Source organism: Dyadobacter sp. BE31 (assembly GCF_031457695.1).
Lineage (GTDB): Bacteria > Bacteroidota > Bacteroidia > Cytophagales > Spirosomataceae > Dyadobacter.
In genome coordinates, this window is record NZ_JAVDXA010000002.1 from 62,594 (window position 1) to 75,940 (window position 13,347).

General features: G+C 52.6%; 9 protein-coding genes. 2 read left to right on the top strand and 7 right to left on the bottom strand.

Annotated elements, in window-relative coordinates; genetic code table 11:
* Positions 1-3 precede the first annotated feature (3 nt).
* The 6 genes from J2Y43_RS09335 to J2Y43_RS09360 form a co-directional block, all read right to left on the bottom strand.
* Complete coding sequence (locus J2Y43_RS09335; RefSeq protein ID WP_309981919.1) at positions 4-771, bottom strand: SDR family oxidoreductase; 768 nt, start codon at positions 769-771, stop codon at positions 4-6.
* Positions 772-802: 31 nt separating this feature from the next.
* Positions 803-1,981: a galactonate dehydratase gene (gene dgoD / locus J2Y43_RS09340; RefSeq protein ID WP_309981920.1), complete on the bottom strand. Its 1,179-nt coding sequence runs from the start codon at positions 1,979-1,981 to the stop codon at positions 803-805.
* 19 nt (positions 1,982-2,000) lie between these two features.
* Positions 2,001-3,344, bottom strand: a complete 1,344-nt coding sequence (locus J2Y43_RS09345) for an aspartate aminotransferase family protein (RefSeq protein ID WP_309981921.1) — start codon at positions 3,342-3,344, stop codon at positions 2,001-2,003.
* 68 nt (positions 3,345-3,412) lie between these two features.
* Complete coding sequence (locus J2Y43_RS09350) at positions 3,413-6,175, bottom strand: hypothetical protein (RefSeq protein ID WP_309981922.1); 2,763 nt, start codon at positions 6,173-6,175, stop codon at positions 3,413-3,415.
* Between the two features lie 60 nt (positions 6,176-6,235).
* Entirely contained in the window at positions 6,236-7,681 is a 1,446-nt protein-coding gene (locus tag J2Y43_RS09355; RefSeq protein ID WP_309981923.1) for a RagB/SusD family nutrient uptake outer membrane protein, read from the bottom strand.
* 11 nt (positions 7,682-7,692) lie between these two features.
* Complete coding sequence (locus tag J2Y43_RS09360) at positions 7,693-10,797, bottom strand: SusC/RagA family TonB-linked outer membrane protein (RefSeq protein ID WP_309981924.1); 3,105 nt, start codon at positions 10,795-10,797, stop codon at positions 7,693-7,695.
* Between the two features lie 381 nt (positions 10,798-11,178).
* On the opposite strand from J2Y43_RS09360, the gene J2Y43_RS09365 reads away from it, so the two are divergent.
* Positions 11,179-11,850 carry a TetR/AcrR family transcriptional regulator gene (locus J2Y43_RS09365; protein WP_309981925.1) on the top strand — a complete coding sequence of 224 codons (672 nt, stop codon included), beginning with the start codon at positions 11,179-11,181 and terminating at the stop codon, positions 11,848-11,850.
* A 48-nt stretch (positions 11,851-11,898) separates the two neighbouring features.
* Complete coding sequence (locus J2Y43_RS09370; RefSeq protein ID WP_309981926.1) at positions 11,899-12,693, top strand: SDR family oxidoreductase; 795 nt, start codon at positions 11,899-11,901, stop codon at positions 12,691-12,693.
* A 110-nt stretch (positions 12,694-12,803) separates the two neighbouring features.
* On the opposite strand, the gene J2Y43_RS09375 is transcribed toward J2Y43_RS09370, so the two are convergent.
* Positions 12,804-13,238: a hypothetical protein gene (locus tag J2Y43_RS09375; RefSeq protein ID WP_309981927.1), complete on the bottom strand. Its 435-nt coding sequence runs from the start codon at positions 13,236-13,238 to the stop codon at positions 12,804-12,806.
* Positions 13,239-13,347: the final 109 nt, after the last annotated feature.

A 13,347-nucleotide genomic window follows, 5' to 3' on the forward strand; every position in this document is an offset into this window, starting at 1 on the left:
TTTTCAGGTTAAAAGGGAAAGGCCACCATCCATCAGCAGGGTACTGCCTGTCATATGGAGATTGTCGGGGTGGCAGAGGTGCAGCACCTGTCTGGCCACTTCCCCGATGGTTATCAGTTTTTTCACCGGCACGCGCTGTCTGGCTTGTTCGGCGAGTTCCGGCGCGGTTTTCCAGATGGCCGCGCTCAGTCCGGCCTCCACATAGCCCGGCGCGATTTCGTTCACCAGGATCTGGTGCGGCGCAAGTTCCAACGCCATGCATTGGCAAAGCATTCGCACACCGGCTTTGGATACCGAGTAGGCCGGCAGATTAGGATGGACGGCATGCGCTGCCCAGCTTCCCACGAAAATGATCCGGCCGGGAATTTGCCGGGCGATCATGCGCGAAGCCGCCGTGCGGCTCAGGTAGAACGAGCCGTTGAGATTGATAGCGATCTCGCTCGCCCATTGCTGGTCGGTCACGGTTTCAATGCCGGCTATGGTGACTGTGGCCGCATTGGCGATGACGATCTGCGGCGTTCCCAGCGCATTTTCAACGGCCGCGATCCAGCTGGCCACCTCGTCGGGGCGCGAAACATCCACCTGCCGGTAATGTGCCTGCACGCCCTGCGAGGTGATTGCAGCAAGCAACGATTCCGCTTCCTGCGCAGGTTTCACATCACCGATCGCCACCGATGCCCCTTCGGAAGCAAATGCTAGCGCAATGGCAGTGCCGATATCACCCAGCCCACCGCTGATCACGACGACCTTTTCCTGAAAGATTTTATTCATTTATTGAATCCTGTTTAAAGGCACCGGCTTACTACCAGTCGCCGACGCTTCCGTCCTTGTAAAAACTGCGTTGCAATACTTCCTGCTGAAACGGATGCTTGCTTACTTCCTTTTCGTTGATTTCGATTCCGAGGCCGGGCAATGCGTTCGGCTTCACGATCCTTCCTTTTTCTTCCACGACAAAGCCTTCCTGCACTACATCCTGCCGCCAGGCCACATCGTTGTGCACGCTTTCACAAATGATGTACGAAGGCGCGGAAAATCCAAATTCTATCGAAGCTGCCGTGCTTACGGGGCCCTGCGGGTTGTGCGGCGCGACGGACACCCGGTAGGCATCGGCGAGTGCAGCAATTTTACGGACTTCGCTTAACCCGCCGCAGTGGGTAATATCAGGCTGGATCACACTCACCGCACGTTTTTCAAGCATATCCCTGAATGCGTGAATGCCTGTGAGCCGCTCGCCGCTGGCGATGGGCGTTCGAACCGAACGCTGGATCAGCGCGATATCCTCCATCGTTTCCGGCCAGCATGGCTCTTCGAAAAAGTACAGGCCGTAGGGTTCCAGCGCTTTCGCGAAAAGCATTCCCATCCGTGGGGAAGGGCGGGCGTGGCAGTCGACCATGATGTCGATCGAATCACCGACCGCTTCGCGCATGGCGGCTACGCACGCTTCTGCATAGTGCACGGGCTGCAAGCCTTCCAGGGGTGCCGTTTCCGGCACAGCCATGGATTTGAAGGCCGTGAACCCGTCCTCTACGGCTTTTTGGGCAAGTTCACCGAAACGTTTGGCGTCGTCGCGGCGGGTTTCATAAAAGTCTTCCATCTTGCCCCCGCCCAGGTGGCAATACAACCTGATGTAATCCCTCACGCGGCCGCCCCATAGTTCGTGACAGGGCACACCATGAATTTTACCGAGAATATCCCACAAAGCAATGTCGATACCGCTGATCGCCGTGCCGCGCACGACGCCGTTGCCGTGCCAGAAATGCTGGCGGTACATCATTTGCCACAGGTACTCGATCCGGCGGGGATCTTCCCCGATCAGCAGTTGCGAAAGGTCTTCGATCGCGCCGACTACCGAGCGGGTATGCCATTCGAGGGTGGCCTCTCCCCAGCCCCATAGGCCCGGCTGATCGGTTATGATTTTAACAAATATCCAGTTGCGCATGCGGGCATGGCAAACTTTGGTTTCAATGGCGGTGATTTTCATGATTGGGTAACAAATGTGTTTATGGCACGACAACGCCTTTGAACAGGCTGCTGACGACCTCGCGGGTCTTGTCCAGGGTTATCTCGATATCCTTTTCGGTGTGGGCGAATGAAATGCTGCCTTGTTTGATCGGCAGCGGGAAGTTGTAAATGCCCTTTTCAATCAATGCAAGGCGGTAGGCTTTGTCGAGCGCAAAATCGTGGTTATTCAGGATATCGTGGAGGTCTGCCGGCGCGTGGTCCATCAGGTAGAGGCAATAGGCAGAACCCTGGCGTGCAAGGTAATAAGGCTGGTCGGTTTCAGAAAAAATGGAGTTGAGCCCTTCTTCCAGCATCGCTCCGAGCCTGTTTACGTGGCCGTACACGTCATGTTCGGCTGACGCGAGTTTTTTCAGCGTCGCAATCGCGGCCATGGTGGTCAGCGGAAATGCGTTGTAGGTGCCCGCGATCAGTACCCGGTTTTCTTTTTCGGGATGAACGAAGTAATCCATGTACTTTTTCTTTCCGGCAATCACGCCCAGCGGGAAACCATTGGCGATGGCTTTCCCGAAAGTGCTCAAGTCGGGCGTCACACCGCAAATACTTTGGTAGCCGCCCAATGCATGGCGGAAGCCGGTTTTGACCTCGTCGAAAATGAGCAGGAAATTGTGCGCATCGGCCAGTTTTCGCAATCCTTCGAGGTAGCCCGGTTGGGGCTTGACGATCCCGATGTTCTGCAGCAGCGGTTCCAGGATGATACAAGCGATATCATATCGCTTGACCACATACTCGACTGACGCCAGGTCGTTGTAATTGATGATATGGACCAGCGATTTGTGCACATCGGGGATACCGGCCGAGAGCGAGTCGAATGGATATTCGCCCGGGCTTACGCGCGGGCCCACGTCCGCGAGGCTGCTGATCACATTGCAGGCCACGTCGTTATGCCAGCCGTTGTACCCGCCCTGCATTACGATCACGTGCTGTTTTTTGGTCGCGGCGCGTGCAATGCGGATCGCGTGGTAAGTCGCTTCCGAGCCTGTGGTTGTGATTTGCAGGCTCTCTGCGGTGGGAACACTGCGAATAAACATTTCCGCAAAAATTCCTTCCAGGTCCGTCGGTCCGGCTCCCATCAAAACAGCGTCGCGTTCCAATGTTTCGCGCACGGCCTGGTTGATGTCCGGGTCGTTGTGCCCCAGAAAGGACGCGGCAAAACCGGCCTGATAGTCAATGTACTCGTTGCCGTCTACGTCCCATACGCGGCTTCCATTCCCTTTGGTAAAGCATATATTAGGATCCGACTTGCGGTTGAGCGAGACAACCCCTCCCGGAATGTAGTTCTCATTGCGTTTTAAAATTTCAGATGATTTGATTAGCGTGTTCATATCATTCATTTCAGTTATATAAAAAATGTATTGGTTACTGTGATTTATTCGGTTTTATGCTTTGATTCTCAGGGTTTTGCCGGAGGTTGCACATCCTGCGGCTCCTGGGATCTTCCGGGCGTTACCTCCAATACGCCCCCCGTTGAAGTGAAATAGATCACGTTCTGGCCGGGTTTGACGTCATAGTTAGCGGCCGCGACATCCTTGTTGCCCTTGACCGACCAGAAACCGGACGTTAACCCCGTGAGTACCACCTGATAGGTAGTGTCCACGGGAACGGTTACCGTGAATGCGGATACGGCGAGGCCGGGCGAAGCACTCATGCTCACGACCCGGTCAGCGAAAGTCAATTGGTAGCGTCCGTCATGCTCGGAGAATTGCACGGGGAGAGGCTTAGTACTATCGGAAAGCATTTGGAAAACCGTCAGGAAGCGATCCTGCCTGTTTTTGTTTTTAGGAGAAACCATGATCCGGTGCGCGTTGGCTTCCGGTTTGTCGGACTTGACCTCGAATTGCTGTCCGAAGGTGCTGTTCGCTTCCTTGCCGCTTTTGATTTCAAGGTTTCTGGCCGATGGAGCCGGAACGAGCATATTGACATGCGTTCGGCCCGTGATGCCATTCAGCTGGTTGTGCAGCGTGATAACCGAGCCGGTTGTGTCAGGCACATTGAGCGTATTGATTTGCCAGTATTTGGTGAAATCCGCATTAGAGCTGGCGATGTCGTCGGAAAGGATAATGACCGCCGGGACATCTTTTCTGTTTAAATCCAAAAAGCAGAACTCACGGGTAAAATGACTGACCTTTTGGGTATAGGCTGCTGTCAAATCGGCCTTGAAATAGCTGTATGTAGGCTTAATGGCGTCAGGACCGAAATGGGACGAAACCACCGAGCCGTAGTTATACCAGGCGTCGCTGACCGTTTCCTGCGGCGACAATGGAAACCGCTGACTGAACCTGGAACCGCCGTCATGTCTCTTGGTGCGGAACAACAGCTGCTCATTCGGGTCCAGCACGAGCATGGTGCTATGCGATATAGATCTTTTATTGAATTCCATATCATACGGCGGGCCGTAGGAAAGGTAAAGGCCAATATCCCCCATTTGAATGCCTTTGTAAAAAATCTGCATCGCGCCCGCATCGGCATGCTGATGGTTCCCGAAATTGTATCCGCCACCTTTGATTTCCGCGATTACATCGCTACTGTTCAGCGTGTTGTCCCAGCCGGTTCGTGCGATCATCGAGCCGAGCACCGGACCGAAGTCTTTGGTATGCGGTAGCTTCGTCAGGTCATGGTCGGCTTTTAATGACGGGTCATTGACCAGCAGGTATAACACGGGATTATCGGGAAGGCCGCCCTGCCGTTCAAACTCGCCTTTGATCAGCGGGTTGTTCGAATAGGCGTAGGAGAGGAGCATGGTCTGGGGCTGCTTCCAGTAAACAGGCTGCGATCCTTTGTTTTTGATGCTGAACATATCGCCATCGCGCAGCATGTAGCCGTCGGGCAGGCGCATATAAAGCCAGTATTCGGGCAGTTTTTTGATGTTGTCGTCAAAGCTGGTCTGGCCGCTCATGCGGTACAGCAGCCAAACCGCATGCATTTCCCAGCCGAAGCGGTAGGCGCCGTAGTCCACGCCCTGGTTATGCCGGGGCGACTGGTATTCGAATTTGCGCATCGGCACCAGCTGTTCCAGGATGCGGTAGGAGGTGTAGCGGTAGGGCTCCGGGTCTTCGTCGTACACGGCGATACTCATCGCCAGCAGATCGCGGCTCAGCTGGGCCTCGTTACCGTGGCCGTTCAGCAGCGATTCGTCGAACGGCGGCCAGCCGATTTCCATCTCGGTAGCCAGTTTATGCATGGGGTCGAAAAGCGCCTTTTTTTGCTTAGCATCGAGCAGGTCGTAGCACCAGTCGTACACCAGCGCGGCCGTGTAGATCGAGCGGCCGACATCACGGGTAATGTCCCCGTATGTGATATTACCGAATTCGAGTACCGATAAATAATTGGTCATCAAAGTCACTGCTTCCGCACCCACCTTTTTATCCCCCGTCATCAGGTAATAAAAGGCTTTGGTTTCGGCTGCTTTTTCCACATCCTCCCGGTAGAAAATCTCCTGGTCGGCCTGGAAGTCGAACCGGAACGGCGCCAGTGCGCTTGCGGTAACCTTTTCCCAGGCTGCTTTATTTTCTCCCTGCGTGAGCCGAGTCCTTACCACCGGCAAAGATTCCTGGTTTACCCAAAGCCTGGGCCGGCTCGCGGGCGGTTTGATGCGCGGCTGGTAATTTCTCACAGCTTCGGGAACAGCCGGCGGAATGAATTCTTTGAACTCTACTACCGCGAGTTGAATGCCATAGGGCAGCCAGAGCTTTACTTCCTGATTCTGGCCGGTGAAATGAAACTTGCCTGCCACCTGCGCCGCCCCGTGGTACGAATCGAACACGATGCGGCGGGTGACCCGCTGGTTGTCGATCTGAATGCCGATATGTGAGGCTTTACCCGTAGGCGGCCCACTCTCGGCTGCGTAGGTGCGCAGGTAGTACAGGCCCGCGTGAGGAAGCTTTACTTTAAAAACTACGTCGGATTTGCCGACTGAATCGGCGGCGGACCTGGGGTGGGCGCTTTTGAGTGCTACCCAGGTTTTCGACCGCTGATCTTTCGCGGTACGGATAATGTTTGTCGTGGCTTTGTTGATATGGCCCTCCGAAGCATTGATTTTCAATACGATCTCGCCGTTGTTGTTGTAATAGGACTGAGCCCCTGCCCATAAAGGAAGCAAGCTCAGTAAGAGCGCTGATAACCCCAGCCACATTTTGCTATTTGAAACTACTATCATCACAAAGGGAAAAAGGAGTCCGGATTCAGAAGCTGCCGGCACCCCTTTTTCGTAAGTTGTTTAATTGGAATACCCCGGATTCTGGCCCACGTTTGGATTGGCTGCGATTTCCAATTCCGGAATAGGCTGTAATCTTCTGAAATCCGTGGTGGTTACCGAAGGATAGATGGCCGCCGCCTTGGCTCCCATATTCTGCCGGGTGTAGCTGACATTGGTACGTGTGAGGTCAAAGAACCGCAAGCCTTCGAATGCGAGCTCTTTCCGGCGTTCGAGCAGGATTGTGTTGATCAGTTCGTCAGCGGACAAGGCATATGCCTTTTGCTCCGGATCGCGATTTTGGGCAAGCATATTCAGGTATTTCAGCGCGTTAGCATTGTCGGCCAGCCTCGCATACGATTCGGCGAGCGTTAATATCACTTCCGCATACCGTATCATCTTGATCTCGTCGCGGTCGGTATTGGCCGTGTTCTGGTATTTGTTTACATAATAAACCTGATTGTTCCCCCGTGTGCCGTCCAGGATCAGGTCCCTTCTCATGTCTGTTGCGCTGTAAATGGCGTAGGTGTCATCGGTCACGAGCAATTCCCCCAGGCCGCCTTTGGCATACATCCAGTCCATTCCCTCCACGCCGTTGTTGGCGGTAGCCGAATTGTTCAGTTCGAAAAGTGTTTCGAGCTTGTCGGTGCGGGGTGTTGTAGCGGCCCAATAGGCGGAGAAATCCGCTTTGGTTGGAGACAACGTGTACCCGCCATTTTGCACGACTTCCAGCGCGGCGTCCTTGGCTTTCTGGTAATCGCCTTTGTACAATTGCGCTCTGGCTTCCAGCGCTTTTACGGCATACCGGGAGAGGAAATTGGTGTTGTTGATATGAATGGACGGGGTGGTGCCGGGCATTAGTGCAAAGGCCGTTTGCAAATCGCTCAATATCTGCGCATACACCTCTGCGACGGTGCTGCGGGCCGGCAATACCAGCGGACCTGCGATATCGGTCGAAACGGTCACGACGGGCACCCCGGGCGCGGATGGATTTACGGTATGAGGGGTGGCGAACCAGTTAACCAGATTGAGGTAGCACAATGCCCGCACGGCATAGGCTTCGCCTTTGAGGTATTTCACATTATCATTTTCGGCGATTTCCGAGCCGATGATGCGGTTGGCCTGCAAAATGGCATAGTAAGCTTGTTGCCAGAGCATTCTGGTTTCCGCATTTCCCGCAACGAAGGTGAAATTGTTATGCGGAATGAGCCGGTTGGAGTTGGAGCTGCTCAGGTAGACGTTGTCGGCCAGCATATCCCCGAAAACGGTAGCATTTCGGCCGAAAAGGTAATAACCCTGCAAAACGCGGTACATCCCGGCGGTTGCCTCCATCATATCGCCATCCGTTTTGATGGCATGTTCGACCGAAATGGCCGTTGTGGGCGATTCGTCCAGGAAACTGTCGCTGCAAGAGGAAGCGGTCATCAGTATCGCCAGCGCCAGGGCGGTATATTTATTTTTAATTTTCATGTCAGTAAGGATTATAGTCCGATGTTTACGCCAACTGTATAGGTTCTGTATTGCAGCATATCCTGCGAGTCGAAGCCTGAAAAGCCAACCTCCGGATCGAAAGGCAAACGGTCATCGAATGTTTTGGTAAACAGGTTGGTGGCCCTGCCGTACAGATGGAGCTTGTTTACTTTCAGATTTTTGAATACGCCCAGGTTTTTGAAGTCGTATCCCACTACCAGGTTGCGGAACCGGATATGATCGCCTTTATAAATACGGTAGGTGCTCACCGAGTTGTCGGTTGTAGTCGACATTTTAGGCACGTCGGTAACCTGCCCCGGCGTGGTCCAGCGGCGGTCGTACACAAACCGGTACTTGTTGTAGGTATAATAGGTGCCCGAAGTCTGGTAAAGGTCCGAAGCGCCGTAGATCCAATACCCCAGGTTGAAATTGAAATCGACGCCCAGCGTAATGCCCTTGTAGGTAAACAGGTTGTTGAATCCTCCCGTGTATTTCGGGTTAGATTGTTTCTTTTGAACAATCAGGCTTGCGTCGGCAATGTTGGCTGTTTTCTCTGTTCTTGACTCGTTCGTATAGTACAACGGGCTGCCGTTGGCCGGATCAACGCCCGCAAACTCACGCATGTAATAGGTGTAAAAGCTGTATCCTTCTTTCAGGTAATACTGGCCGTTGGTAACCGCGGTCCCGGCCGGCAGGCTGGTAATTTTGTTGCGGTTGAGCGAAAGGTTGAAATTGCTGTTCCAGGTGAAATCCTTGATACGGAGTAAGTCGCCTCTCACCGTGAATTCCCAACCGTGGTTCAGCATCGAACCAACGTTCTGGCTCACTGCCGTAAAACCTGTTGTGTAAGAAGTCGGGATAGAGCGGATCAATCCGTCGATATTGTTGCGGTAGTAATCGACTGTGAGCGAGAAGCGATCATTGGCCAGTCCGATATCAACCCCTGCGTCGAACTTTTTGGATGTTTCCCATTTCAAATCAATGTTGCCCACGCTGGAATATTGTTGTCCGTTGTAACCTGCATACCCGTAGGCGATGCTGTAACTCGCCTGTGGTACCCACGCGTAGTTGCCCAGATTGGCGTTCCCGGTAGTACCATAGGACGATCTGATTTTTAAAGAAGACAAAAAGCGTTGTTTGACAAAGAATGCCTCTTCATGCACATTCCAGGTGCCGCCTACCGAGAAGAAGTTGGCCTGGCGATTTGCTTTCGGGAAGCGCGAGGAGCCGTCCCGGCGGAAAGATCCGCTGATCGCATACTTGTTTTTGAAATTTACCTCTCCGATCGCGTACAGTGAAGTGAATGCATAGTTGCTGTATTGTCCGTACGTTCCCAGTGGCGTGGCCGCATTCGTGAGGGCGGTCAGGTCTTCGTGTGCGGAAGGGAATCCGCTTCCGTCGGCCGCCAGCAGGTATTCTTTTGATTTTTGCGCTTCATATCCGACCGAAGCACTCACATAAAAGTTGTTAAAGCCAGGGATATTGTAGCGATAGTCGAACTGATTTCTGGACAACCAGTTGAAATACCTCGTGTAATAATTCTTGCTGCGGCCTTTAAGGGAAGCGCCGTCTCCCATGGTGGCATTCAGGAAGAGTGTTTCCTCCAACCCGTTGTAATCGACGCTGGTGTAGGTAGAGAAGGAAAGGTTTTTCACAATGTCCCATTTCAGTTTCAGGTTGCCGAGCATTTTGGTGGCCGACAGTAATTTTTTATCCTTCTCTGCAATCCACAGCGGATTGTAAATGCCGGGGAAGTTCGTGTTGCCGGGCGTAGTCGTGTTAATCGAACCATCCTCATTATACGCAAGCTGGAACGGACGTAGCGACCGCGCAGCCCAGGTGGGATTGCCGGAGAACTGAGAACTGTAAGGCGTATTCTGGTTTACGTTCGACACGTTGAAACCGGCCGATAGAGCCACCTTGCTATTGATCTTGTGATCGATGTTGAGCAATGCGGATATCTTCCGGAAATCGGAACCGATGGTGGTGGCCTCCTGCGAGAAGTAGCCCAGGGACCCGAAGAACTTCGATTTTTCCGAACCGCCGTTTACGCTGACATTGTATTGGCTCTGCTTTCCCGTGCGGGTCACCAGGTCGTACCAGTTGTTGCTTTTGCCGCTGTTGAGGCCATAGCTTTCAGCTAATGTTTCCACCTGTGCGGGCGTGAAATTGCTGTTGGTCAGTGTCTCCCTGAACAATTCGGCATATTGACTTGCGTTGAGCGGCATACCGGCTTTCGGCGGGTTCATGGCCGCGGATACGCCTATTTCGGTATCCAGGCGTACCTGCGTCCGGCCCGCGCTTCCTCTTTTGGTAGTGATCACGATCACCCCGGTGCTGCCGCGCGCACCATATAATGCGGTGGCTGCTGCATCTTTGAGTACGTCGATACGTTCGATATCATTCTGGTTCAGCCCCGCCAGGGCGTCGGCTGTGGTGGTATTATAACCCAGTTTTCCGGAGTTGACAATCATTCCGTCGATGACGAACAACGGGCTGGAAGACAACGACAAGGAGCCCAGGCCCCGGATGCGGACATCCACCAAACCGCCGGGTTGTCCGCTCGTCACCGGGGCCGTAAACCCGGCTACTTGTCCCTGCATGGAGCTGATGACGGTCGAAAATGGTTTGTTTTCCAATGCTTTACCTCCTATGGTGCCGGTCGAGGCGGTATTTTCGGCGATATGCGTCACCCGGTAGCCATTGGTGATGGTAACCGCTTCCAGCGAAACGTCCGACACTTTGAGTTTAATATCCAACCGGCCCGAGCCCGCAATGACCTGCTGCGGCTCGTAGCCTATCATACTGAATACGAGCAGGGCGCCTTCCGATACATTACTGAGTTTGTAGGCCCCTTTCTCGTCCGTGATGGTCGCATTATTGGTGCTTTTTACCCGAACAATGACGCCCGGTATAGGGCTCCCCAATGTATCGGTAACTATGCCCTTTATCTCTGCCAGGGCTGACGCACCGGCTCTTGGGGGCGAGGCAGGCCCTGCCGTCGCGTTTGTGAATAGCAACAGCAGCATCAAGCCCACGAGCAAGGTAAAACGCTCCCTGGATTTCGATAGCTGCCTGATTGCGGGCGCAAAACTTAGGTAAACCGAATGATTCATACCACCTTGGTTAAATGAGTGACTAATTGGATTAACGATTGGAAACGAAACAAGCTTAGTGTCAATGCGTCGGGTGATCGCATTTATGAATACAAAACTATGTAATTTTTGTATACAAAAATAAAATTCGCTGTTTTTTGTTTTTTGGAAGCCAAAAGGAAGGTGAAACTCTTAAAATACGATGTTTTAATTGGAGATGATTGCTTAAAGGGTCATATTTTGCTTGGATTTATATGGAAACACGCCCTGTGCTGGTAAGTTGAATCAGTCTTTGTAACCAGTATGTTAGAATTTTAACCCAAATAATGTATACAAAATCAATGACCTCTGCTTCTGAGGGACGAGCATTCGCAATTTGTTCGCTCCGCCAGCCTCTTGGCGATGGTGTTGCTGCTAATCCAGTGGAAAATTCATGATTCATTTTTTTTGAATCAATTGTTTCAGAATTTAGTTACCTTTGGAAAAAAAGCGCGTATGGCAAGAACAGTGGAATTTGACCAGCATCAGGCGATTGAAAAGGCGCTTGATGTTTTTTGGCGAAAAGGATACAACGGGACGTCTATGCGCGATCTGACCGACGCCATGCAGATCAATTCCAGTAGCCTGTACAACACTTTGGGCGATAAGCATCAACTTTTCGTACAGTGCATCAAACACTATACGAAGAGAAGAAGGGCACTGCTCGAAGAACGTGCCAAAGCATTCGATTCGCCGCTGAAGGCACTGGAAAGCTTTATCAATGACGTGGCGGATGTGGTCATCAAGGATGCCCAGGGATGCTTTGCGATTAAAACTGCTTTCGAGGTGTCGCCCGAGGACAAAGCCATACAGGCGCTATTGAAAGACGACAATGATTTCACCCATACCTTTCTGTACACACTGATCCGCGAGGCAGTCGAACAGGGAGCTATGAATGAGGATACGGATCCAGATTTACTCGCAGACTATATTATAAGTACCTACACGGGTTGGTATGAGCTCTATATCCTCCACAAAGACCCGGCAAAAATTAAGCAATTAGCGGCCTTTATGGTGCGCCAGTTGTTGCGATAAGCTTTTTTTTAGTCCTTTTTGAAACAATCATTTCAAAATTCACATCCAATGCAGTTCAAACAAGAAACCGGCTTAGTGCTGGAAGGCAAAATCGCCCTCGTAACGGGCGGGACAAAAGGGATCGGCAAGGCCATTGCCCAAAGATTGAGAATCTCAGGGGCGACCGTCGTTGTGACTGCCAGGCGTAAGCCGGAGGAGACCGACGAAGGTGTACACTTTATCGCAGCGGATCTATCGGATGTAGTCGCGGTAGATCCGCTTGTGACATCAGTCAAGGAACAGTTCGGTGGGCTGGATATCCTGATTAACAACCTGGGCGCGAATACAGCTCCTGCCGGTGGTTTCAGCGCGCTCAGCGATAAGGACTGGGACAATGTCCTGCAAGTCAACCTGCTTGCGGCGGTCCGACTGGACCGGGCTTTTCTGCCGGGTATGATTGAGGCGGGCGGCGGGGTCATCATCCACGTCTCCTCTACCAGCGGTATGTTTCCCCTGTGGGATACAACGATGGCGTACAGTGCTGCCAAAGCAGCCCTGAATGCTTACAGCAAGTCTCTCGCCACCGAAGTCGCGCCGAAGGGCGTACGTGTGGTGACCGTCTCTCCCGGACTAAACAAAACCGGCGCAATGAGCAGTTTCCTGGAAGGACTGGCTACCTCGGCGGGTATCAGCACTGAAGAGATGACCCAGAACTTGCTGCAGCGTGTCGGCGGCGTGCCGCTGGGCCGGATGGCCGATCCGGCAGAAACAGCGGAAGTAGTTAACTTTCTCGTCAGTCCGGCGGCTTCTTACCTTACCGGGACGAACGTCGCTGTCGACGGCGGCAACTTCCCGGTAGTTTAGATGGGGTAACCCGGCAATTGTCCATTGCCGGGTTTATTGGAAAATGTCGTACCACTGACCAATTCATTGGGTGGCAGAGCCGGGGACTACCCGTGGTAGGCGGCAGTTAGTTATCTGGCGTTTAGTCTTTTGGGCGCTATTCCTATTATCCAGTCGATAAAATCGTTATTACAATATCGTCTCCCGCTAAGGACCCATTCGATGCATTCACGGATTTCCTTTACGTCGGCATCTTTTTTCAAGAATCCATGCGGGCCAAGTTCCAGAAATGGCCGGACCATTTTACGCTGCCGGTAAAAGACGATTATTTTGCAAGCCGGCCAATAAGTTGTAATCGATTTACAGAACGGCATGTCCTGTTCATAAGCCACTTGATTGATGCTGATGACAGCCAGGGCGGGGCTGATACCCACATGGGTCATGGCGTCAATCATGGATTCAGCGGACGCAAATGGGAAAATGTGTATGCCTTCAACAGAGTCGCGCAGAATTTGCGTCAGTTTTCTGATCGAATTCGAATGGGCGTCTATTATCGTAGTGATCATAACCGGAGGGCGAAAATTTTATCACACTATTACGGACCGATAGCACAGAGAACAGCCCCGGCTTTTAACGGGATAGCGATGTGAAGTTGTGAAAGCCCCCCTCAGTCGG